The sequence below is a fragment of the Streptomyces sp. NPDC059875 genome, assembly GCF_042731085.1.
Classification (GTDB): domain Bacteria; phylum Actinomycetota; class Actinomycetes; order Streptomycetales; family Streptomycetaceae; genus Streptomyces.
In genome coordinates this window covers 64,227-87,949 of the sequence record NZ_JBHWJZ010000001.1, presented here as the reverse complement: position 1 = coordinate 87,949, position 23,723 = coordinate 64,227, and the positions used below count along the sequence as shown (strand labels likewise).

The 23,723-nt window shown below is 69.0% G+C and carries 15 protein-coding genes and 1 pseudogene; 7 read left to right on the top strand and 9 right to left on the bottom strand.

Going from position 1 to position 23,723, the window contains the following annotated elements; genetic code table 11:
* Nucleotides 1-105: 105 nt before the first annotated feature.
* Complete coding sequence (locus ACFV9D_RS00345) at nucleotides 106-381, bottom strand: hypothetical protein (RefSeq protein WP_385138541.1); 276 nt, start codon at nucleotides 379-381, stop codon at nucleotides 106-108.
* Nucleotides 378-1,196, bottom strand: a complete 819-nt coding sequence (locus ACFV9D_RS00340) for a phytanoyl-CoA dioxygenase family protein (protein WP_385138538.1) — start codon at nucleotides 1,194-1,196, stop codon at nucleotides 378-380. Before ACFV9D_RS00340 ends, ACFV9D_RS00345 begins: the two co-directional genes overlap by 4 nt.
* A gap of 85 nt (nucleotides 1,197-1,281) precedes the next feature.
* Between ACFV9D_RS00340 and ACFV9D_RS00335 the strand changes: the two genes are divergently transcribed.
* Entirely contained in the window at nucleotides 1,282-2,049 is a 768-nt protein-coding gene (locus ACFV9D_RS00335) for a helix-turn-helix domain-containing protein (RefSeq protein ID WP_385139389.1), read from the top strand.
* A gap of 138 nt (nucleotides 2,050-2,187) precedes the next feature.
* Here ACFV9D_RS00335 and ACFV9D_RS00330 read toward each other — a convergent pair whose 3' ends face one another.
* Nucleotides 2,188-3,339, bottom strand: coding sequence for an ROK family protein (locus ACFV9D_RS00330; RefSeq protein WP_385138535.1), 1,152 nt, complete (start codon nucleotides 3,337-3,339; stop codon nucleotides 2,188-2,190).
* Nucleotides 3,340-3,535: 196 nt separating this feature from the next.
* Between ACFV9D_RS00330 and ACFV9D_RS00325 the strand changes: the two genes are divergently transcribed.
* Complete coding sequence (locus ACFV9D_RS00325; protein ID WP_385138532.1) at nucleotides 3,536-5,725, top strand: alpha-galactosidase; 2,190 nt, start codon at nucleotides 3,536-3,538, stop codon at nucleotides 5,723-5,725.
* Between the two features lie 508 nt (nucleotides 5,726-6,233).
* Here ACFV9D_RS00325 and ACFV9D_RS00320 read toward each other — a convergent pair.
* Complete coding sequence (locus ACFV9D_RS00320) at nucleotides 6,234-6,602, bottom strand: AMP-binding protein (protein ID WP_385138529.1); 369 nt, start codon at nucleotides 6,600-6,602, stop codon at nucleotides 6,234-6,236.
* Nucleotides 6,603-6,782: 180 nt separating this feature from the next.
* On the opposite strand from ACFV9D_RS00320, the pseudogene ACFV9D_RS00315 reads away from it, so the two are divergent.
* Nucleotides 6,783-7,173: pseudogene (locus ACFV9D_RS00315) on the top strand (dihydrofolate reductase family protein); the annotation flags it as partial.
* Nucleotides 7,174-7,278: 105 nt separating this feature from the next.
* Here ACFV9D_RS00315 and ACFV9D_RS00310 read toward each other — a convergent pair.
* The 4 genes from ACFV9D_RS00310 to ACFV9D_RS00295 all read right to left on the bottom strand — a co-directional run bounded on the left by ACFV9D_RS00310 (nucleotide 7,279) and on the right by ACFV9D_RS00295 (nucleotide 14,808).
* Nucleotides 7,279-8,625 (bottom strand): PHB depolymerase family esterase, encoded by a 1,347-nt coding sequence (locus ACFV9D_RS00310; protein ID WP_385138526.1) that lies wholly within the window; start codon nucleotides 8,623-8,625, stop codon nucleotides 7,279-7,281.
* A 539-nt stretch (nucleotides 8,626-9,164) separates the two neighbouring features.
* On the bottom strand, nucleotides 9,165-10,811 hold the full coding sequence (locus tag ACFV9D_RS00305) for a glycoside hydrolase family 27 protein (RefSeq protein WP_385138523.1): 1,647 nt from the start codon (nucleotides 10,809-10,811) through the stop codon (nucleotides 9,165-9,167).
* An 86-nt stretch (nucleotides 10,812-10,897) separates the two neighbouring features.
* Complete coding sequence (locus ACFV9D_RS00300) at nucleotides 10,898-12,310, bottom strand: non-reducing end alpha-L-arabinofuranosidase family hydrolase (RefSeq protein WP_385138521.1); 1,413 nt, start codon at nucleotides 12,308-12,310, stop codon at nucleotides 10,898-10,900.
* A gap of 185 nt (nucleotides 12,311-12,495) precedes the next feature.
* Nucleotides 12,496-14,808: a beta-L-arabinofuranosidase domain-containing protein gene (locus tag ACFV9D_RS00295; RefSeq protein ID WP_385138518.1), complete on the bottom strand. Its 2,313-nt coding sequence runs from the start codon at nucleotides 14,806-14,808 to the stop codon at nucleotides 12,496-12,498.
* 553 nt (nucleotides 14,809-15,361) lie between these two features.
* Between ACFV9D_RS00295 and ACFV9D_RS00290 the strand changes: the two genes are divergently transcribed.
* A complete protein-coding gene (locus ACFV9D_RS00290) occupies nucleotides 15,362-15,679 on the top strand; it encodes a hypothetical protein (RefSeq protein WP_385138516.1) in 318 nt (105 codons plus the stop codon).
* 48 nt (nucleotides 15,680-15,727) lie between these two features.
* On the opposite strand, the gene ACFV9D_RS00285 is transcribed toward ACFV9D_RS00290, so the two are convergent.
* A complete protein-coding gene (locus tag ACFV9D_RS00285) occupies nucleotides 15,728-16,318 on the bottom strand; it encodes a hypothetical protein (RefSeq protein ID WP_385138513.1) in 591 nt (196 codons plus the stop codon).
* A 445-nt stretch (nucleotides 16,319-16,763) separates the two neighbouring features.
* Here ACFV9D_RS00285 and ACFV9D_RS00280 point away from each other — a divergent pair, with 445 nt between their 5' ends.
* From ACFV9D_RS00280 to ACFV9D_RS00270, 3 genes are all read left to right on the top strand, one after another.
* Nucleotides 16,764-18,320, top strand: coding sequence for a sigma-70 family RNA polymerase sigma factor (locus ACFV9D_RS00280; protein WP_385138511.1), 1,557 nt, complete (start codon nucleotides 16,764-16,766; stop codon nucleotides 18,318-18,320).
* Between the two features lie 309 nt (nucleotides 18,321-18,629).
* Nucleotides 18,630-20,993, top strand: a complete 2,364-nt coding sequence (locus tag ACFV9D_RS00275; protein WP_385138508.1) for a non-reducing end alpha-L-arabinofuranosidase family hydrolase — start codon at nucleotides 18,630-18,632, stop codon at nucleotides 20,991-20,993.
* Between the two features lie 41 nt (nucleotides 20,994-21,034).
* Complete coding sequence (locus ACFV9D_RS00270) at nucleotides 21,035-23,659, top strand: RICIN domain-containing protein (protein ID WP_385138505.1); 2,625 nt, start codon at nucleotides 21,035-21,037, stop codon at nucleotides 23,657-23,659.
* The last annotated feature ends 64 nt before the right edge of the window (nucleotides 23,660-23,723 follow it).

Here is a 23,723-nt window from a genome sequence, read left to right as displayed (position 1 = left end):
CCGAGTACGGCATCGTCGACCCGTCCGCCGGCACCTGGTGGCCCGACCGGGCCCAGGCACTGGCCCGCAACGCGGCACCGCGCCTGACGTTCAACCGCTGAGCGGTCAGGGTCGCGGGCTGCCTTCCAGCTTCTCGAAGAAGAACTCGTGCTTGAGAAAGGAGACGTCGTACTCGTGACCCGACTCGGGCGGCAGCAACTGCGAGGTCTGGAAGAGGCGCCACCCGTCGTGCAGCGCGGCGAGCCCGGTGGGGTAGGGCGGCTCGTCGCTGTCACCGGTCGTCGGACGGGTCCGGCTGGTCCCGTCGTACCGGGACCAGCCCACGACGTCGGAGTCGAGTGCCGATGTCGAGAGATAGAGGACGAGTACCTGCTGCCTCATGCGTGACTCCTCAGGGACGGACGGTTGCTGACGCGCGTGACCCAGTAGTCGATGTCGAACGAGTCGTCGCCGGTCAGGGCCCGCCACAGCAGGACCCGGTTGTAGATCTCCAGCCGCGCTGTCGCCTGCTCGTACCAGGGGAAGTGCGTGTTCAGCTCCGCGGTCACGGCCGGGTCCTCGAGGTCGGAGGTGTCCCAGAGGCACACCTGCGGCACGGTCGGATTGAGGCGGAGCTTGTACATGTAGCGGCGGCGCACGGTGTCGTTGCGGCGGCCACCGTGCCAGATCCCGTGGTGCACGAGGACGACCGTGCCCGCCGGGCAGGTCAGCCGCGTCTGGCCCCTGAGGTTCTGGACGCGGCCGACGTCCGTCTCGTTGATCCTGCGCAGATGGCTTCCGGGCACGCTGAGCGTGCCGCCCATCTCCGCGGTCACCTCGTGCGGGTAGTACATGAGCTGGATGTCGAACGCGTCCGGCCGTACGTCGATGATCGCGTCGCCGTGGAGCGCCTGCGCCTGTCCCTCGTACGGCTCGCGCACGTGAACCGCATGGTGGTCGACGGTCGGCTCCGGCCCGACCAGGCTCTCCACGGCGCCGGCGACGACCGGAAGGGCGAGCAGCTCATGGACGAAGGTGTCCTGCGCGAACGCCTTGCCCAGCGGAGTGCCGTAGGACACCTCCGGCAGGCCCTCCGCCAAGGCTGCGACAGCCCGTTGATTGATCTCTTCCGGCACGACCCCGTCCAGGCGCAGGAATCCCTGCGCGACGAAGCGCGCCACCTGAACCGATGGCAGGAGCTGTTTGCTGGTTGACATACGACGAACGTACGGGCCGACTCCCGCTCCGTCGTGGGCTGAAATCGTCCACTGCTGGTAATTTCTCGTCCTCGTGAAGCTCGTAATGCTACGGCTCGACCAGGCGCCCACCGTGGTCGGGGCAGGCATCGGCGTGCACGGCGTCTCCACCGCGCACGACGTCTTCCTGCTGCCCGACCTGTGGCAGCTGCACCTCTACCACTACGAGGGTGCGCTGTCCCTCGGGCAGTCGGTCCACCCCATACGCCCCGGCCACGTCAGCCTCGTGCCGCCGAACACGGAGGTGCATTTCCACTACCGGGGCAGGTCGGAGCACTTCTACGTCCACCTGCGGCTGCCCGACGGCGGAACCGCGCGCGTGGTCCCGGTGATGCAGGACGCCGCGACCGAGAGCGCGCGCCTGGCCGATCTGCTCCGAAACGCGGTGACGGCCATGCCGACCTCTCCCGCGCGGGCCACCGCCGAGGTCTGGGCGGCTCTGTGGCGCATCGCCGAGTTGCCGAGGGGTGATGACGCCGGACGCCACCACCCCTTCGTCGCCGCCGCACAGGCCTACATCGAGGAACACCTGGCGAGCCCGGTCTCCGTACCGGACATCGCTCGCGCGGTCGGCAGCTCCCACACGTACCTGACGCGCGTCTTCCGCGCCGAGACCGGCCGCACGGTCGTGGCGTACATCCGCCACCGGCGCCTCCAACGCGCCCGCCACCTCCTGCTGTCCTCCACCCTGTCCATCACCGCCGTCGCCGCGGCCGTCGGCATCGCCGATCTCCAGGCCTTCAACAAGGCCTGCCGCCGTGAACTGGGCGCGAGCCCACGGGACATACGGGCGACCGCGCACAAGACGACGTAGCGATGCAGGGCGTCGTGCCCGTCACCGTGCCACCCGAGCGCCGTCGCGGGCGCGGAAACAACCCGAGTGGCAAGAGGGACGGAACAACCCTCTTCGCAACCGCCTAGCGGGGATGTTGATCCAGTGCGAATGCCCTCGCTACCTACTCAGGACATGCGCCTGGATCGCGCTGGCCGCAGCGCCGCGGGCCCAGTGGGTGAAATCGCTGTGCTGCACGTCCAGTTCGAGCGGGGCGGCCGTCGGGGCGCGGTCGGCGCGCATCGCCTCGTCGACGGAGGCCCGGGCCACCTCGGCCAACCGTACGCCTTCGCCCGCGAGCACGATCTTGCGCACCAGCGTGAAGTTGGCGACCGTCGCCACCAGGCGACCGAGGGCGCGCCCCGCCGCGGTGACGACCTGCACGGCCACCGGGTCCCCGCTCGCCGCGAGATCGAGGCACTCGTCGTAGGTCACCGAACGCCGCAAGCCCACGGAGACGGCGGCGCTCAGCGACGACTTCGCCAGCATGGCTGTGGCGCAGCCCCGGTGACCGCTCGGGCAGAGCGGCCCCATCGGGTCGAGGGGACAGTGGCCGAGCAGCCCGATCCCGGCGTCCGGGCTGTCGACGACGGTGTCGTGCATGACCAGGCCGTAGCCGATGCCGGCCCCGATGGTGAGGATGGCGAAGCGGTCGTGACCGCGGGCCACGCCGAACCAGTGCTCGGCCCGGGTCAGCGCCAGCAGGTCGTTGTCCACGGTGACGGGCAGGCCGAGGGCGTCGGTCAGAAGGTCGCCGAGGGGCACGTCCTCGGTCCAGCCCAGGAAGGGCGCCGTTGTGACGGTCGTGTGCCCGGTGACGTGTCCGCCGAGGCTGATGCCGGCCCTGCTGACCGGCGGCCCCCCGGCGGTCAGCTCCTCCGTCAGCTCTCGGACGGCCGTCACAACCGATGCCGGGTCCTGGCCGGTCAGCGGCCTGCGTGCGGAGGAGAGGACCTCGGCACGCAGGTTCGTGAGGACCGCGTGGACGTCGTCGCCGGTCACCTTGGCGCCGATGAAGTGATGCGCGGCCGGGTTGATGTCGAGCGGCCGGGTCCGGTGCCCCGTACGGATCTCCTGGTCCGGGCCGGTGGCCACCTCCACGAGCAGCCCTTCGTCGACCAGCGGCTTGGTGAGCCGGGTGAGGCTGCCCGCCGACAGGTCCAGACGCCGGGCCATCTCGCTGCGGGAGACGGGCCCGCGCAGGAGCACTTCGAGAGTGACGGCGCGGGTCGCGCGGGTCATCGGGGTCGACTGCGCTGAGGTGGCGGACACCGAGTGTTACCTCCGCGAAGTAGGGACGGTCGGCAGATGAGGGTCAGCGTCCCACACGGCCAGATTACTTCCGGTACGAAAATGAGGTGCCGGAGTTCGCCCAGAGATGTCGGGCTGAGTCGCAGGGGTTGACGGCAGAATGATTCCACGGCGAAAGTCGCTTCTAGTCCGTCTGCACTCCTCTCAAGGGATCCGCATGCCCGAGCGCCCGTACGACGACGACCTCCTCCACTTCCGCGCCGCCGGGACGAGCCTCGTCCTCGACTGCACCGGGGGCCTGCTGCCCCGGGTCGTCCACTGGGGCGCGGACCTCGGTGACCTCACCGGCGACGAACTGGCCTGCCTGGCCCTCGTCGACGCGCAACAAGTCGTGTCCTGCTCGATCGACGAGCCGGTCCCGCTCAGCGTGCTGCCGCAGCAGTCCGCCGGCTGGCTCGGCACCGCCGGGCTCACCGGGCACCGCGACGGGCAGGACTTCTCGACGGCCTTCACCGTCCGGTCCGTACGGCCCGAAACCGGCGAGGACCCGGTCGAACACCGCCTGACCGTCGACGCCGTCGACGACCACGCGCACCTCGCCCTGGTACTGGAGATCGAGCTGACACGGTCAGGCCTGGTCCGGCAGCGGGCCACCCTCACCAACGAGGGCGGACATGAGGGCGGACATGAGGGCGACCGCCCCTTCACCCTGGACGGGCTGATGCTGACCTTGCCCGTGCCCGGCCAGGCCACCGAGCTGCTCGACCTCACCGGTCGGCACCTGCGCGAACGCGCCCCGCAGCGGCACGAGTTCACGGTCGGCACCCACCTGCGGGAGAACTGGCGCGGCCGCACCGGCATCGACGCGACGCTGGTCCAGGTCGCGGGCGAGAGCGGATTCGGGTTCCGCACCGGTGAGGTGTGGGGGTTGCATGTCGCCTGGAGCGGCAACCACCGCTCCCTGGCCGAGCGCACCCCGGCGGGCGTACGCCTGCTCGGAGGGGGCGAGAGCCTGCTGCCCGGCGAGATCCGGCTCACCGCCGGAGAGCAGTACAACTCGCCCTGGATCTACGGCTCTTACGGACGCGGGCTCGACGAACTGGCCGGGCGCTTCCATGGCTACCTCCGCGACCGCGCCCACCACCCGCGCTCGCTTCGGCCCGTGACCATGAACACCTGGGAGGCCGTCTACTTCCAGCACGACGAGGACAAGCTGAAGGCCCTGGCCGACGCGGCCGCCGAGGCCGGGGCGGAACGCTTCGTCCTCGATGACGGCTGGTTCCGTGGCCGCCGCGACGACACCGCTGGACTCGGCGACTGGTACGTCGACAAGGACGTATGGCCCGAAGGGCTGCATCCGCTGGTCGACCATGTGCACGCGCTGGGTATGCAGTTCGGGCTCTGGTTCGAGCCGGAGATGATCAACCCGGACTCCGACCTCGCCCGGGCCCACCCCGAGTGGATCATGGCCACGGGCGGGCGCACCCCGCCGGCCTCCCGGCACCAGCAGGTCCTCGACCTCGGCCACCCCGAGGCACACGCCTACCTGCTGGAACGCCTGGACGCACTCGTCGGCGAGTACCGCATCGCGTACATCAAGTGGGACCACAACCGGGACCTGATAGAGGCCGGGCACAGCCCGCTCGGCACGCCCGGAGTGCACGCGCAGACCCTCGCCGTGTATCGGCTCATCGACGAGCTGCGCGCCCGCCATCCCCGCCTGGAGATCGAGTCCTGCTCGTCCGGGGGCGGCCGGATCGACCTGGGCATCCTGGAGCGCACCGACCGGGTGTGGACCAGCGACTGCATCGACGCCCTGGAGCGCCAGCAGATCCAGCGCTGGACCGGGCTCCTGCTGCCGCCCGAGCTTCTCGGCTCCCACGTCTCCTCGCCCGTCGCCCACACCACTGGCCGGGCGCACACCCTCGACTTCCGTGCGGCGACCGCCGTGTTCGGCCACTTCGGCATCGAGTGGGACCTCACCCTCGCCTCCGCCGAGGACCGCGCCCGGCTGGCCGAGTGGGTCACGGCGTACAAGCGGCTGCGGCCCCTGCTGCACTCCGGCACCGTCGTCCACGCCGACCACCCGGACCCCGCCCTGTGGCTGCACGGCGTCGTCGCGAGCGACCGGTCCCACGCCGTCTACGCCCTCGTCCAGACCGCCACCAGCGTGCAGTCCCCGCCCGGCCGCGTCCGCCTTCCCGGCCTCGACCCGCAGACCGTGTACCGTCTGACGCCACTCGCGCCCGGGGACCACCCCGAGGGGCCGACCGGCTCCGAGCTTCCCTGGTGGCACAGCGACCGGGTGGAACTGACCGGCCACGTCCTGGAGACCGCCGGCGTGCAGGCGCCCGCGCTGTTCCCGGAGCGGGCGGTACTCGTGGAGGCGCGGCGCGTCGACTCCTGAACCAGCCCCGGCGCCGGCGTGTCTGTGTCATGGCGGGGCTACGCATCAGGTCTCGCTGGCATCTCGCGGTCGTGAAGTTCGCCCGTACGCTCGCGGATCTCACTTGATGACATGGCCTGACCATGCCCTACTTGTCCGCCTCGCGCTGAAGCCTTGGCCTGGAGTACCGGCCCTGGGACAGGTGAGCCGACGCGACCGGCAGCAGCCGTAAACAGAGCCCTCGGCCACTTGAACCACGGAGGGCCGGAGCGCGCATGCGGCCGTGGCCTGTCTGGATTTCGCGGCTTCGCCGCGGAGCGTGACGTCCGCTGCGATTCGGCGGGCCATCCCTCAAGCCGCCACCGACGCCGCGACCCGGCGTCGAACCAGGTACGGGTTCGGCGATGTCGTCGGCGCGAACGTCGTCGGCGGGGACGAGGAAGGCGAGTCCGCGCTGCCGTCGGTCCAGGAGATACTGGGTGGCGAGTTCGGCGACCGACGTGTTTTCCGTGAGGACGTTCCCGACTCTTCAGTGGGCCGTGGGGGTGGAATCCGGGGGGCGCGCGACCATCTCCTGCTGGGGTGTTGTCCAGCTCGTGAGGAGTTGGAGGGCGTGGGCGGTGTCGGATCCGGGTTCGACGTTGTAGACGCACAGGGTCTGCTCACTGTCGCCGGGTGGATCCGGTGACGACGACGCGGCGCTGAGGGTCCTCCGGCACGTCGGGCCCGGGTCGAGTTTGTGGCGCTGGTCCGGGCCGACGACCACGACGTGCGCACCAGCGCCCTCCAGGCGAAGGGCGATGGCCTGGGGTGCGAATGCGGTGAACAGCGGGACGTAGACCGCGCCGAGCCGCCAGATCGCCAGGACGACGGTGACCAGGTCGGTTGTCTTGCCCATCAGGGTCGCCACCGCGTCACCCGGACCGACGCCAAGCTTTGGAGCGCGTTCACCACACCCTGCCCGTGCCTTCCGGAGGCGAACGACAAGACGGACGAGGGACTGGAGGGCGCCGACGAAGAGGTCCCCTTGCGGAGCCGCCGCGAGGGGCGAGGCTCTCATCGAGAACATGGGCTGGCACCGACCGCCGGTCCTTGGAACCCGTTCACGGAGCGGATGAACAGCATGCGCAAGTACGTGGCGTCCCGGACCCTGACGTCCCTGGAGTGGGAGAACTCCACGCTGCTGGAGGGCGATGTCGCCGACGCCGTGCGCCAGTTGAAGGCGTCCGGCGGCGGTGACATCAACGTCGTGGGCAGCGGCGACCTGGCGCAGGCGCTCATGCGACACGACCTGGTCGACGAGTACCGGCTGACCATCCATCCGGTGATCATCGGCCCCGACAAGCGGCTGTTCACCGGCGGAGCGGTCCCCACCACTCCTGGAGCCGGTCAGTGTCTCGACGACGAAGAGCGGCACCGTCGTCGGCGTCTACCGCCCGAACGGCAAGCCCGGCTATGACAGTTACTAGGTCTCGCCTCTTTGCAGTGCGGCCGGATCGCGCAGGCGTGAGCGTGGAGGGCTGCTCGAACCGCGTGTGGATTTCGAGAAGCCTCTCAGCCTTGGGGCGGTGGTGTCAGCCGAGGCGCCACCGCTGGTTGCTGCCGCCGTTGCAGTCCCACAGTCCGACCTGTGCGCCGTTGGCGGTGGAGGCACCGGTCACATCCAGGCACAGGCCTGACTGGACGCCGGTGATGGTGCCGTTGGAGTTGAGGTTCCATTGTTGGTTGGTGCCGCCGTTGCAGTCCCATATCGCGACTTTGGCGCCGGCCGCGGTGCCGGTCGCGTCGAGGCACTTCGCACCGCCGTAGACGGTGAGCTGCTTGGTCGACGTGCTGGTCCAGGTCTGGTTCGTCTGGCCGTTGCAGTCCCAGATCTGCGTCTGGGTGCCGTTGGTCTGCGAAAAGCCGGGCACGTCCAGGCACTTGCCCGAACCGGTGGCATGGATCGGACCTGTGGTGGTCCCGCCGGAGCCGTCGAGTCCGAAGAAGGTGATGGCCCGGGCCGCCATACCGCTGGCGGGCAGGCTGTGCCCGACACCCTGGAAGCTGTTCGCCTCGACCGGTGCCTGCGCGCCGGTGGAGCCGTAGCGGGTGCGGGTCCAGCCGGACTGTGGGGAGTCGGTGAAGGCCGGGGTCTGGCTCACCCCGAGCACATTGGTCCACTGCTTGATCTCTTCACCGAAGTTCGCGTAGTACAGCGCTTCGTCCTCGGTACCGTGCCACAGCTGCATCCGCGGCCGGGGGCCGGTGTATCCCGGGTAGGCGTTCCGGACGAGGTCGCCCCACTCCTGCGGGGTCTTGGTGATCTTGCCGGTGGCGCAGTCACTGTTCCAGCCGGAGCCGTCGGTGGTGGCGAAGCAGCCGAACGGCACGCCCATGAACGCCGCACCGGCCTTGAACAGATCGGGGTATGCGCCAAGCATGACATTGGTCGTCATCGCGCCGGACGAGGCACCGGTGACGTAGACCCGGTCGGCGTCGGCGTTCATGTTCCGCACGGTGTACCGGACCATCTGGGCGATGCTCGTGGGGTCACTGCCCCCGTCATGCTTGAGTGCCTGGGGCGATGAGACGTCGAAGCACTGCCCGCTGACGTTCGCGTCCGGGTAGACGACGATGAACCCGTGCTGGTCGGCCAGGCGGGCGAACTCCGTGTTGGAGTAGAAGGTGGGCCCCGTGCCGGTGCAGTAGTGCACTGCCACCACCACCGCCGGGCGTGCCGGAACGTTGTCCGGCACGTAGGTGTACATCCGCAGGTTGCCCGGGTTGCTGCCGAAGTTGGTCACCTCCTTCAGCGACGCGGCCGACGCGGTGGTGGCCGAGGTGCCGGTCAGTACGAGCGCCGCGATCAGCGGCGAGATCCCCATCAGCAGGGCTAACAGCACATCCTTGACGCTTCTCTTCTTGGACTGCGGGGACATGACGCTGTCCTTTCTGGAATCCGGCGCGGACGGGACGAAGATCGGATGGTGAAGCGCTTCGACGCTCCCATTGCGCTGGATACGGTGTCAATGCCTCGCGCGAGCAAGGCAGCATCGCCTTCGTACCTCTGGTGTCGCCAGAGAATTCTCACGGACTCCACTCGATAGGTGAAGCGCTTCGACATCGTGTGTGCTGCGGTGAACGGCTTCGGCTGGATGCCGACCCGCGGGGATCGGCCTGGTCCGGCGGTGGGTCGCTCCAGGCTCTGGCATCAGGCCCGGCGGGTACGGGCGAGGGCGGCCCGCCCTGACGAAGGCCCGGGACGCCGCACTGCGTCGCGGCGACGGTGAAGTGAACAGGCTGTCTGCCCAACCAGCTTGGACATTGCCTCGTCTTCCCGACCGCCTGGGCGAGACGGTTGCCTGGCCCCTCCAGGCGAGCCGTGAGCGGGGCCGCAGGCACTACCGCCTGCGGTCCCGCCATGGCCGAGGTGCTTCGCGAACCCGTCAAGCTGGTCTACGCGGTGACGGGTTACGGATTACGGGAGCGTGGTCCACTTCTGGTTGTTCTGGCCGTTGCAGGTCCACAGGATGATTGCGGTCCCGTTGGCGGAGCCGGCCTCCTTGGCGTCGAGGCACAGCCCGGCGCGGACGTTGCGGACCGACCCGTCGGAGCTGACCGTCCACTTCTGGTTGTCCTGGCCGTTGCAAGGCCAGATGACGACCGGCGTGCCGTTGGTGGTGCCCCGGCCGGAGGCGTCCAGGCACTTGTCACCGTAGACGCGGATCTCGCCTCCGGCCCAGCTGGTCCAGAGCTGGTTGGCGGCGGTGTGGCAGTCCCACAGCAGCGTCTTCGACCCGGCCGCGGTGGCGGCGCCGTCCACGTCCAGGCAGCGGCCGGATCCGCCACCGCGCAGGCGCCCGGTGGTAGAGGCCAGCGGGCTGCCGCCGGTCATCTTGTACACGGCGACACCATGTGCCGGGACGCTCGCGGAGATCTGCCCGGAGGTGCTCGACGTGCCGCCGGTCCACAGGTCGGTGAGGGCGAACGACCCTCCGGTCAGGCCGACTTGTGCGGCCGTGGCCGTGATGGTCGCGGTGCTGCTCCCTCGGTTGAACAGGCCCACGGCGACCGAGCCGTCGGACAGGCGCTTGGCGAACACCTCGGTGTCGCCGTCGTCGCGCACCCGGCGACCGCCCGCGCCCAGCGAGTCCTGATTGACCGCCAGCAGACGCGGGTTGCGCAGGATCGCGCTCACGTCACCGGACATGGTGCGGATGTCGTTGCCCGCGATGAGAGGGGCGCCCATCAGCGCCCACAGCGCGAAGTGGGAACGGGACTCGGTCAGTGACAGACCGGGGCGGCCGACGACGAGCATGTCCGGGTCGTTCCAATGCCCCGGGCCCGACTGCGCGGCCAGTGGCGCGGTGATGTCCAGGACGTTGCCGACGCCCATGGGGTAGCTGTTGGTGTTGTTGTTCTGCCAGATGTCGAGCAGGTCCTCGGTCGTCCGCCACAGGTCGGCGACCTGTCCCCAGTCGTAGGTGGCGCCGGTGGGGGAGTGGAAGCTGTTGGGGTTGATGCTGTAGACGATCGGACGGCCGGTGGCGCGCAGGGCGTCGCGCATGGTCGTGAACTGCGCGATCTGCTCGCTGAGGGTGCCGCTGCCGGAGCACCAGTCGTACTTGAGGTAGTCCACGCCCCATGAGGCGAACGTGGCGGCGTCCTGGGCCTCGTGGCCCTTGCTGCCGGTGGAGCCGGGGTAGGTGCCCACGCCCTGGGCGCATGTCTTCTCGTTGGGTGCCTGGTAGATGCCGAACTTCAGGCCCTTGCTGTGGATGTAGTCCCCGAGCGCCTTCATGCCGCTGGGGAACGTGGTCGGGTTGGACCGGAGGTTGCCCGCCGCGTCGCGCTGGGGGTCGAACCAGCAGTCGTCGACGACGACGTACTGGTAGCCCGCGGCCGTCATGCCCGAGGACACCATCGCGTCGGCGGCCTGGCGGACCTGCGCCTCGGTGATCCCGCATCCGAAGCTGTTCCAGCTGTTCCAGCCGAGCGGCGGGGTGAGCGCCGGGCTGCCCGGCGCGGCCTGTGCGGTCGTGCCGACGGAGGCTGTGGCGCAGGCGCTGAGCGTCAGTGCGGTGGCCGTGAGGAGACGCAGTAATCGTCGGGGCAGGAGAACCATGGGGGGTTCCTTCCTGGCCCGCAAAGTGGTAGCCGCTTTGCGGGCCTGATCGGCGGGTCAGGAGTGTGTGATCATGTGCGCGCGGGTCAACGTCGCAGGGTGAGGAGACCCGGCCGGTACGGCAGTTTCAGGTAGTCGGCGCCGTCCGATGCGGGGTTCCTGCCCTGGTAGAGGAACTGCAGGTTGCAGGGGTCGACGGTCATGGTCTGGTCGGGGTTGGTGCGGACCAGGTCACCGTGGCTGATGTCGTTGGTCCAGTTGGCACCGCTGTTGGCCTTGCCGGCGAAAGGGCTGCTCTCGCTGCCGGCCTGCAGTGTCCACGGACCGTTCAGGCTGGAGGCGGTGAACGAGCGGAAATAGCGGCCGTTCGCACCCATCGCCTCGACGATCATGAGGTACTGGTTCTGGCCCTTGACCTTGTAGACCTCCGGCGCCTCGAACAGATTTTCCTTCGTGTCGCTCATGACCGTGGTGTACGACGAGCCGAAGCTGCCCGGGAAGTTCCCGATCGGCATGGTCGACTTGTAGATCTTGCCGTTGTCATCGGCGAAGAACATGTACATGTTCTGGTCGTCGGCGATCATGGTCGGGTCGATCGGGCCGCCTTCGGGGAGGCTGCCGGTGAACAGCGGCTGCGGGGCGGACCAGCCGTTGGGGTTGGTGGGGTCGCTGGACGTGCGGTAGGTGAAGGGCCAGGCGGTACCCCACCCGTTGGATGTCAGCACCCAGATGTTCTTGGGCGCGAAGTAGAACAGTTTGGGCGCCACCGCCAATCCCTGGCTCATCCCGGTCTGGGGGGCCGTCGCCATGTCCGACCAGTTCGTGAAGGGACGGAACGCCATCGTGCCCCACGACGATCCGTCAGAGGTGGTCGCGTAAACCAGGTTCTGGCCGTTGTACGGCACGGTGGTGAAGTCCTTCAGCGCGACCCAGCCGTTCGACGGCTGCGCCAACGGGCCGGTCGACGACCACCGGTACGCCGACGGAAGAGCACACGTGTCGTCCGGCGGCGCGGACAGACCTGTCCACTTCTGGTTGCTGCCGCCGTTGCAGTTCCAGAGCTGTACCGCCGTGCCGTTGCCCGTAGCACCGCCGCTGACGTCCAGGCAGAGCCCGGACTCCACTCCGACGATCGTGCCGTCGGAGTTCACCCGCCACTGCTGGTTCGCACCGTCGTGGCAGGCCCAGATCTGCACCCGCGTACCAGCCGTGGTGGCGTGGCCGGGCACATCCAGGCACTTGTTGCCGTACACGGTCAGCTGGTTGTTGTCCGTCCGCGTCCACTGCTGGTTGGTCCCGCCGTGGCAGTCCCAGATCTGCAGGTTCGTGCCGTCCGTCTGGCCGGCGTTCGGCACATCGAGACACCGGCCGGAACCGGCGCCGCGCAACGCGCCGCTGGTGGCCGCCTGAGCCGGGTTGGCGACGAGTGTCGCCGCCGAAGCGACCAGGGCCGCGAGCACCACAGACAGATGCCTGGCGCTGAAACCACGTCTGCGCATGGGGGTCTCATTCCTTGAGTGAGCGGTTCCGGTCGGACCCGTCAGAGGCTGTCCGGACTGTTGAGGCGCTACAACCCGACCTTGGTGTTCGCCATATCGAACGACAATGTTCGTCATTTCGAACAATGGTCGAAGTGTCGCGCAAGGGAGTGGGGAGAGTGATCACAATCTGCTTCCGGGGGGCGTCAGTTCCGCACGAGGCGCCAGCGGTTGTCGGCGGTACCGTCGTCCGAGTCCTGCACCGCGAACGCGCCGACAGCGGTGGAGTTGTTCGCGATGGCGAGCAACTTGCCGCTGTGGACGTTGCGGATCTTGTAGGTCCCGTCTCCCTGGTCGAGCAGCGTCCAGCGGTGGTCGGTGGTGCCGTTGTCCGCCCACTGCAGGACGGTCGCGTTGTCCGCCGTGGACATGTCCTGGACACCGAGCACCTTGCCGCTGTGGGCGTTGCGGAAGCGGAACCCGTTTCCGTCGGGGATCATGTGCCAGTCGTGGTCGGCGGTGCCCGAGTCGTTCCACTGAAGAGCGCGGCCGCCGTCGGCCGTGGACATGTTCTGAATGCCCAGCACGAGACCGCTGCCCACGTTGGCGATTCGGACGGTGCCGGTACCGCTGGTGTTCCAGTAGACGGTGTAGTTGTGGCCGTGCGCGTCGTGAAACGGGCCCAGGTCGACGGTGGATCCGTTGGCGGTGGCGGTAAAGGCGAGCGACGTGTTGCCGGTCCGTCTGATCGAGGACGTGTCCAGCGTCGGCAGGGAGTTGAGCGCGAAGTCGCCGTAGTCGCCGGACAGGACCACCGGGCCGTAGGTGATCGCGGCGACGTTCGCGTCATCGTTGGCCGCCCGCATGACGACCCGCATGGGCGGGCGGACGGTGACCGTGTCGCCGGAGGTCCAGGAGCGGGTCAAGGTGGCGTAGCTGCCGGGCGTGGTGGTGATGTTCTGCGCCGCGCCGTTGACGCTGACGGTGGCCCCGGAGGTCCAACTAGGGATGCGTATGCGCATCGCCCAGGTTCCGCCGACGTTCCCGGTGACCCGCAGGGTCGTGGTGTCGCTCACGGGATAGGTCGTCGTCTGGGTGACGGTGATTCCGCGCTCCGACCAGTTGAGCACCGAGGGCGCGAACATGTTCACGATCAGCGTGGTGTCACTGCGGTAGTAGAGGGAGTCCATCAACCTGGTGTGCATCTCCAGGCCTGTGCCCTGGCAGCACCAGAAGGTGCCGTAGTCGGTGCTCCACGTGCCGCCGCCCCACGCCGGGCCCACACCTCGTCGGCCTCCAGGGTTGAGCGGGGTGAAGTAGGTGACGTGGCCGTGGTCGTCTGCCGGGTTCTGCTGGCCGATCATCTGGTTCAGCCACGCCTGCTCGTAGTAGTCGAACAAGGCGGCCCGATTCGGGACCAGCGCGAACAGCTCCCGGGTGAGGGTGAGCATGTTGAAGGTGTTGCAGCTTTCGCACGTGTCCTTGTTCAGGTAGCCGGCGATGGCGTTCGGGGCGCGGAAGTGCTCCGCCTGGCTGTTGCCGCCGATGGCATAAGTGTGGTTGTTGACGCAGAAGTTCCAGGCATGGGTGGCGATATCCCGGTACCGAGTGGTGCCGGTGGCCTTGAACTCCCGGGCGGCCCCGATCCACTTGGGTAACTGCGTGTTGGCGTGCAGTCCGCTGAGCTGGTCCTGGTTGGCCGCCAGAGGGTCGAACAACGCGGCGTGATCGAACCGTTGGGCGACGGTGAGCCACCGCGCGTCGCCTGTCTGCTGGTAGAGATCGGTCAGCACGGTGTTCATGCCGCCGAACTCCGTCTGCAGCATGGCCTGCATCTGCCGGCCGCTCAGCCGGCCGGTGCGCCGGTCGACCCACCCTGCCAAGGAGAGCAGGACGTCGCGGGCTTGTGTGCTGCCGATGTGGCGCCACACGTCCAGCAGGCCGGCTAGGGTCTTGTGGATGGTGTAGTACGGCACGTTGCCGTTGCTCAGGGTCCGCTGCTCGAGAGCGGTGAAGTCGGACTCGGGGTAGCCGGAGAGATACCCGGCGCCGAAACCGGCGGCACTGTTGTTGGCCTGGCATTTGGCCAACTCCGCAACCATATGGGTTGCTTTGTCCCGGCAGACGGTGTCCCCAGTGACGGCGTAGAGCTGTGCCCACGCCGTGAGGAAGTGCCCTTGGGCGTGGGTGCGGAAGGGGAACGAGGGCGCGTCCCAACCGCCGTTCGCAGTCGCGCCGTTGGTGGACAGGCGGTGGTTGGCGCGGAAGTTGTACAGCAGCCGGTCGACATCGACGAACCGCAGGTAGTTCCGCGTACGGTCCTGGTTGTCCAGCCAGCGGCTCGCGGTGAGCCGGACCTGGCCGAGCGCGAAGGGATGCGCTGACACCCCGATGTCGGCCCTTGTGGGAGGGACGGCCGCTCGGGCAGGAGATGCGCCGATGAAGGAACCGGTGGCAGAAGCGGCGGCCGTGGCCCCGGCTACTTGCAGGAGACGCCGTCTGCTGACGGAGGAAGACATCTCGCACCTTTCGGTGGGGGGAGGTGGCGGCTTGGTCTTCGGTGCGTTCGCTCACAGGTCGGGCGGTCGGGCGCGACGCGTCACGTGCTCATCCGTTGGGGTCTCGGTTCGATCAACCCTCTCGAGTGATACATGGGATGGATTAACGGATACGGACGTTGCTCCTGTCTAGTCTCGCGACACGGAAGACTTGGCTACTGGCGGGTTTCGTCTGGCTCGCACCTCTGACATCGCGTCAAACATGGGAGTACCGGGCCGACCAGGGCGCGCAGCACCGGCCACAACTGCAGGAGCAGGTCCTGGTTCAGGTAGCGAGGCAGGTCGGAGGCATCCTGGGTGGCTGGGGCACTGGCTGCCGAGCTGTTGGCTGCCCCTGCCCCATCCGCTTCTCGGTAGTGACGTTCCGTGACGCTAGGTTGGGTTTCCGGTGCGTGTTGTGTCAGGGGCCGTAGGGACTTCCAGTGCCCGAGAAAGGGCCTGAGATCGTCGGCTCGTGGTTCGGGGATGTCGGGCAGCCGGGGCGGCGTGTTCAGGGGGTCGAGGCGCTCCACGCGTGCTGCCTTCCGTCGCCGGGGCCATCCAGAGCGCCAAGGGGGAGACCCATGCAGCAACGCTGATCCTTGAGTGCCTGGACAGGCGAGGTCACAAGCACGACATGCACGAGACGCTCAAGCTCCTGGCCGGAGGTGACATCCAGCGTGCCCAGGTAACCGTGCAGCGCGCCGCACAGCTCATCTTCGTCGGGGCCACTCGCCCCACGCATCTGCTCGTGCCGGCCATCCAGCGGAAGTACGCTGCGCCCTATACGGAAGAGCTCGTCGGCCGAGGCTGGAGCATCCACGAAGTCAGCGACCAGCGCTGGGACGCCTGAACCGCACACCTCGCCGCGCTGCTCCCCGGGGGCGTGGGAGCCTATTCCTCAGACAAAGCGATGGCCGTCAAGCAGCGGGCGGCGCAGCACCTCGTCGGTGGCCGGACCCGAGGTGGCCCATCGCGCGTGGTTACCCAGGCGTTCGCGGTGATCGTGTCGAAGAAGGACACCTCCGGGGGCCCGCGCGGACCCCCGGAGACCGGGCGGTTCTCCATCACGCCGTTGCAGGCGGCGAGGAATTTGTGATGGTCGGGGTGTGGGCGGCCACTTCGGGGAGCTGGTGCTTGACCGCGGCTTCGACCTGCTCGTCGTGGTTCTTGACGGACGGGTCGAGGTTCGGCTCCAGGCGGCGTAGGAGTTCGTATTGCTGCTGATGTCCGCGCTCTGCATGGCCTTCTCCTGCGCGGGAGCGATGTCCGGGACGGTGTCGGGTAGCTTGCGGCTGACGGAGGTGACGCGCCAGCACGGGGGCTTGTGGGCCGACTGGCGGGTGTGGCGGAGGGCGGCAGCGTTCGGGTCCTTGCCGGTCAGCCAGGTCTGGTCGACGACCTTGCCGTAGAAGTCCTCGAAGTTGGCCTTGTCGCTGTCCAGGTAGAAGGTCATGAAGCGGTAGGTGTCGAGCCGGCCCGGGACCTCCACGGGCGAGCCGTCGTCAGGTCAGGAAATGGTCTGGGGCGGCCCGTCTCAGCGCGAGGTGCAGCATCCCCGTCACCAACGGCATCCCGTACAGGGAACCGTCGGGGCCTGCGCTCGCTGCCACTCCTCCACTGCGCCATGTGGCAGCGGCATGTCCAGTGCGGCACTGGCGATGGCCTTGAAGGCGAGCAGCATCACCTGGTGCTGAGTCGGACACTGGTTCTTCGGAGCGTGGAGCCTCACCGCGCGCGGCCTTCCGAGATCGCCGGCTTGAATGGGCCGTCAGCGAGTTGGCCGAGTGCGACCGGACACACCCCCCGGGCACCGGGCCTTCCATGTCGGCACGGGCCGGACCGTCCGCCCGAGGCGCAGGCTTTGGCCGTATGCCTTCGTCGAGGCTAGGGTGTGCCGCCGTACTCGGCGGATCGCTCCCCTGGAGAAGGTGGGAATGGGGCTCAAGGACGCAGACCACGCGGATCTGGTCGTCGCGGCGCAGGCCGGTGACGATCGAGCGCGCGAGGAGCTCATCGCCGCGTACCTGCCGTTGGTCTACAACATCGTCGGACGGGCGCTGAGCGGGCATGCGGACGCCGACGACGTCGTCCAGGAAACCCTGCTGCGCGTGGTGCGCGACCTGCCAGCCCTGCGTGCCCCGGAGAGCTTCCGGTCCTGGCTGGTGTCGATCACGATCCGCCAGATCAATACCCACTGGCACCGGCAGCACGTGTTCGCCGACCGGACCACGGTCATCGACGAGGCACGCCGGATACCGGACGCCGGCGCCGAGCCTGTGGACACGGCGATCCTGCGGCTGCATGTGTCGGACGAGCGCCGTCGGGTGGTCCAAGCCGGCCGGTGGCTCGACCCGGACCATCGGGTGCTGCTGTCGCTGTGGTGGCAGGAATGCGCCGGCTTGCTGAGCCGGGAGGACATCGCCGCCGCGACGGGGCTCACGGTCCCCCACGTCGGCGTGCGCCTGCAACGCATGCGCGAGCAGCTGGAGTCGTGCCGGACGATCGTCGCCGCGCTGGAGGCCGACCCGCGCTGTCCGCAGCTGGGCGAGACCGTCGTCGGCTGGGACGGCCTTCCCGCATCGGTGTGGCGCAAGCGGATAGCTCGGCACACCCGTGGCTGCCCGGTCTGCGTGGCGGCGTCGACGGAGCGGGTTCCGGCCGAACTGCTGCCCCTCGGCCTCACGACGCTGGCCGTCCCGGCCGGACTGGTCGCCGCGCTGGCCGCCAAGGGCCTGCTGTCGGGTACGACCGCCGCCGCCGGGCTGGCCACGGCACCCGTCGCCGTCGGCACGGCGACGGGCGGCGGTGGCCTGCACGGCGCGCTGGCCGGCAAACTCCACGCGGTGACCGCTCATCCGCTGGTGAGCCTCGCCACCGGCGCGGTGCTCATCGCCGGGACCGCCACCTACGCGACCTGGCCCGAACCGGCGCACCGGGAGCCCGGCGTCATCGCCGCTCCCACCGTCGGCCGTCCCACGCCGCTCCCCTCGCGCACCACCACGTCGGCCGGACCGTCTCCCGCGAGCCCGTCCCCGGTGAGCCCGTCCGCCGTCGCCGGCACCGTTCCGCTGGGCGCCCGGTCGCTGGAGTCCGCGGACCAGCCCGGCCTGTTCGTCACCTACACCGGCGACTTCGCGACGCTCGACCGCGTCTCCGCGTCCGGCGGCGCGCAGGCACGGCAACGCGTCACCTTCACGGTCGTCGGGGGGCTGGCCGACACGCGGTGCGTCACCTTCCGCGCCGCAGACGGCCGGTATCTCCGCCACCATTACCTGCGGCTGCGGCTGAGCGCCGACGACGGCAGCGAACTGTTCCGTGAGGACGCCACCTTCTGTCCCCGTCCCGGGGCGGTCGCCGGGTCGGTGACCCTGCTCGCGCACAACTATCCCGGATCGGTCCTCCGCCACCGTGACGGTGGCGTATGGCTCGACGGCTCCGACGGCACGCGGGCCTTCGCCGGCCAGGCTTCGTTCATCGTGCGCAGGGCCTGAGCACCGCTCCTCGGTCATTCCGCGGCGCTCGCTCTCCACAGGGCCGACCAGTCCGGGGCGCCCGGCATAACGCTTTCCGCCTGCGAGATGCATCACCGGGCAATCCCGCGGACGGCGCGACTTTTCTGTTACGAGCCTGCGCGCTCGGAAGCCTCCACTTCAGGGGTGTCCTTCCTGCCGCCCGCCATGACGTACCGGCGCGGCAGGCCGACTTCCCCGACTGACGTAACCCCTGAAGAAAGTTCCCCCCATGACGCAGCACATCCACGAACTCCGGGCGACCGGTACGCAGCGCTCCCGAGGAGAATCATGAAGGGCCTGCACCGGCTCCGCCGGCGACGCCGGACATGGGCGATAGGACTGTCGGCCACGGCGCTGGTGGCCGGCGTCGTGACGCTCCTCCCCAGCTCCGCCGGAGCCGCGGGCCTGGGCACCCAGGCTGCCCCCTCGGGCAGGTACTTCGGCACGGCCGTGGCCGCCGGCAGGCTCGGCGACTCCGCGTACACCGCGATCGCGGACCGGGAGTTCAACATGATCACCCCGGAGAACGAGATGAAGTGGGACGCCATCGAACCGTCCCGCGGCCGTTTCAACTTCGGCCCCGCAGACCGGATCGTCGATCGTGCCCTGGCACGCGGCCAGCGCCTACGCGGCCACACCACGGTCTGGCACTCGCAGCTCCCCTCCTGGGTCGGCTCCATCCGCGACGCGAAGACGCTGCGCAGCGTGATGAACCACCACATCAGCACTCAGATGACCCACTACAAGGGCAAGATCTATGCCTGGGACGTGGTCAACGAGGCGTTCGCCGACGGCGGCAGCGGCCGGCTCCGTGACTCGGTCTTCCAGAAGGTGCTCGGCAACGGCTTCATCGAGGAAGCGTTCCGCACCGCCCGCGCGGCCGACCCCTCGGCCAAGCTCTGCTACAACGACTACAACATCGAGAACTGGTCGGACGCCAAGACGCAGGGCGTCTACCGCATGGTGAAGGACTTCAAGTCCCGTGGCGTACCCATCGACTGCGTCGGTTTCCAGAGCCACTTCGGGGCGGGCGGCCCGCCGGCGAGCTTCAAGACCACCTTGGCCGGCTTCGCCGCCCTGGGTGTCGACGTCCAGATCACCGAGCTGGACATCGCCCAGGCATCACCCACCCACTACGCGCACTCGGTCAGCACCTGCCTGTCCGTGGCCCGGTGCACCGGCATCACGGTGTGGGGCGTCCGTGACAGCGACTCCTGGCGCAGCGGCGAAAGTCCCCTGCTGTTCGACAACAACGGCAAGCCCAAGCCCGCGTACACCGCCGTCATGAACGCTCTCAAGTCCGGCTCCGGTACCACCCCGGCCAAGCCGACCGACGGTACCGGGGAGATCAAGGGCGTGGCCTCCGGCCGCTGCATCGACGTCCCCGGCTCCGCCACCGCCAACGGCACCCAGGCACAACTGTGGGACTGCAGCGGACAGGCCAACCAGCGCTGGACCTACACCGCCGCCAAGCAGCTGAAGGTCCACGACAACAAGTGCCTGGACGCCAAGAGCAAGGGCACCACCAACGGCACCTCGGTGGTCATCTGGGACTGCAACGGCGGCGCCAACCAGCAGTGGAACGTCAACGCCGACGGCACGATCACCGGTGTCCAGTCCGGGCTGTGCCTCGATGCCGTCGGCGCGGCCACCGCGAACGGCACCAGGATCCAGCTGTACGCCTGCGCGTCCGTCGGCAACCAGAAGTGGACCGCCCCGACCGGGACGGGCGGCGGCACGTGCGCTCTTCCGTCGACGTACAAGTGGAGTTCGACGGGTCCCCTCGCACAGCCGTCGAACGGGTGGGCCGCGGTGAAGGACTTCACCCACGTGACGCACGACGGTAAGCACCTGGTCTACGCGTCGAGCGCGTCGGGTACCTCATACGGCTCGATGGCGTTCAGCCCCTTCACGAACTGGTCGGACATGGCGTCGGCCGGCCAGTCCAGGATGAGCCAGAACGCGGTGGCGCCCACACTGTTCTACTTCGCGCCCAAGAAGGTTTGGGTGCTTGCGTACCAGTGGGGTGCGTCGCCCTTCAGCTACCGCACGTCCAGCGACCCCACCAACCCCAACGGCTGGTCCGCGCCGCAGCCACTGTTCACCGGCAGCATCCCCCGCACCGAATCCGGCACCGGCCCGATCGACCAGACTCTGATCGCCGACGACCAGAACATGTACCTGTTCTTCGCCGGTGACAACGGCAAGATCTACCGGGCGAGCATGCCGATCGGGAACTTCCCCGGCAACTTCGGCTCGTCGTACACGACGGTCATGAGCGACACCGCGAAGAACCTCTTCGAGGCGCCGCAGGTCTACAAGGTCCAGGGCCAGAACCAGTACCTCATGATCGTCGAGGCTCGGGGTGCGAACGAGCGGCGCTACTTCCGCTCGTTCACGGCCTCCAGCCTGAGCGGTTCGTGGACCCCGCAGGCCGCCGGCGAAAGCAACCCCTTCGCGGGCAAGGCCAACAGCGGTGCCACCTGGACCGACGACATCAGCCACGGTGACCTGATCCGCACCAACCCCGACCAGACCATGACCATCGACCCCTGCAACCTGCAGTTCCTGTACCAGGGCAAGTCCCCCACCGCGGGCGGACCCTACGACCAGCTGCCGTACCGGCCGGGTGTCCTCACCCTGCAGCGCTGACCTGCCCGATCCACGGTTGCACACAAGGAGAAACACCCCCCATGAACAACCCCACCAACGCCGGGCGCCGCGGACGTCACCGCCGTCGCAGGACCGCCACCGCTCTGCTGCTCGGTGTGCCCGCCACCGTCGTGCCGTACCTCCTGTTCGTGCAGGACGACTCGCAGGCCGCGACGGTCGACGACAGTGCCTACTACAAGCTGGTCTCGGTACGCAGCGGCAAGGTGCTGGACGTCAACGCCTTCTCCACCGCCGACGGCACCCGCATCCAGCAGTGGACTGATCAGACCACCGCCAACCAGCAGTGGAGGCTGAGGTCCACCGGCGACGGCTACTACGAGCTGGTGAACCGCAACAGCGGCAAAGTGCTCGGCATAGCGGGCGATTCGACCGCGCAGGCGGCTGCCGCTGAGCAGCAGACCGACAGCTCCTCCGCCTCCCAGGAGTGGCGGATCGACACGGTGAGCGGTTCCGACGCCGTCACCCTCACCTCCCGCAGGAGCGGCCAGGTCCTGGACGTCTCCGGAGGCTCCACGGCCGACGGCGCGGCGGTCATCCAGTACGGCGGCCATGGCAGCACCAACCAGCAGTGGAAGCTGGTGAAGACGTCCGAGGCCCCGGCCACCGGGACCGGACCGTACGCGTGGAAGAACGCCCAGGTGGTCGGCGGCGGTTACGTCACCGGGCTGGTGTTCAACCCGCGGGAGAAGGGTCTGCTGTACGCGCGTACCGACATGGGCGGCGCCTACCGCTGGGACGCCGCGGCCGAGCAGTGGATCCCGCTGACCGACTGGATCGGCGAGAAGGACTGGAACCTGCTGGGCATCGATTCGGTGGCCACCGACCCGGTCGACCCCCAGCGGCTCTACCTCATGGCGGGCACCTACACCAACGAGTGGGCGGGCAACGGCGCGATCCTGCGCTCCACGGACCGGGGCCGCACCTTCAAGCGCACCGATCTGCCGTTCAAGGTCGGCGGCAACGAGGACGGCCGCGGGGCGGGCGAGCGGCTCGTGATCGACCCGGCCAACCACGGCACCCTGCTGCTGGGCACCCGCAAGAACGGCCTGTGGCGCAGCACCGACTTCGGCGCGACATGGAGTCAGGTCTCCTCGTTCCCCGTCAAGGACGGGGCGAGCAGCGGCGCGGGCATCTCCTTCGTGACGTACGGCCCGGCCGGCAGCAAGACGGTCTACGTCGGTGTCGCCGACAGGTCCACCTCCCTGTACCGCTCCACGGACGGCGGCAGCACCTGGCAGGCCGTCCCCGGCCAGCCCACGGGCCAGTTGCCGCAGCACGGCGTGCTCTCCGGTGACGGCTCGCTGTACCTGTCGTACACCAACGCCCTCGGACCCAACGGCGTGACGGGGGGCTCGGTGTGGAAGTACACGCCGTCCGGCGGTGCGTGGAAGAACATCTCCCCGTCCCAGGGCAGCTACGGGTTCTCCGGACTCGCAGTCGACCCGCAGAAGCCGTCCACGGTGATGGTGACCACCCTCGGCCGCTGGTGGCCCGAGGACGAGCTCTACCGCAGCACCGACGGCGGCACGACCTGGAAGGCGCTGGCCGACAAGTCGGTGCGCAACGCCTCCGCCGCTCCTTACGTCGGCACCCACACCGGGCACTGGATGACCGCCCTGGCCATCGATCCCTTCGACTCCGGGCACGTGCTGTACGGCACCGGCAACGGCATCCTGCGCAGCAAGGACGCGGCCGCGTCCGACAGCGGCGGTACCAGCCACTGGAGCATGGGCGCCCGAGGACTGGAAGAGACCGCGCTGATCGACGCGATCGCCCCTCCCGGCGGCGCCACCGTCATCACCTCCATGGGCGACCAGGGCGGCTTCCGGCACGACTCCCTGACCAAGGTGCCCGCCGGGCGGCTGAAGAACCCGCTGATGACCAACAGCACCGACATCGACTTCGCTCAGGCCAACCCGTCGATGATGGTCCGTGTCGGCCGGGGCGGCGCGCAGGACGGCGCCTACTCCACCGACGGCGGCAGCAGCTGGAACGGCTTCAAGGCAGAGCCGGTGGCCGGTGCCCAGGACGGCCGTGTCGCGCTCGCGGCTGACGGCTCCACCATCGTCTGGACCCAGGCCGGCCAGGCCCCGTACCGCTCGACCGACAAGGGGGCGAGCTGGTCGAGGGTCAGCGGCCTGGGCGACGACGCCGTGGTCGTCGCCGACCGCTCCTCGGCCAGGACCTTCTACTCACTGTCCGGCGGCACGCTCTACGCCAGCACCGACGGCGGTGCGACCTTCACCGCCCGCGCAGGCAACCTGCCGTCCGGCCGGCTCACAGCCGTCCCCGGCATCGCCGGTGACCTGTGGATCGCCGGCAGCACCAAGGGGCTGCTGCACTCCACCGACGGCGGCCGCACCTTCACCCCGCTCAAGACGGTGCAGTCCGCCTCCGCCCTCGGCTTCGGCAAGGCCGCGCCGGGCGCCTCCTACCAGGCGCTGTACCTGATCGGCACCGTCAAGGACGTCACCGGAGTCTTCCGCTCCACCGACGAGGGCGCCACCTGGCTCCGCGTCAACGACGAGGCCCACCAGTGGGGCGCCATCCGCGGCGTCGGCGTCATCACCGGCGACCCCGACACCTACGGCCGCGTCTACGTCGGCACCAACGGACGCGGCCTGCAGTACGGCGACCCGTCCTGACGCCAACACCGGAACGGACGCACGTCTGACGTCCGAGCCGGCGTGCTGTCCGCAATGGAATGCC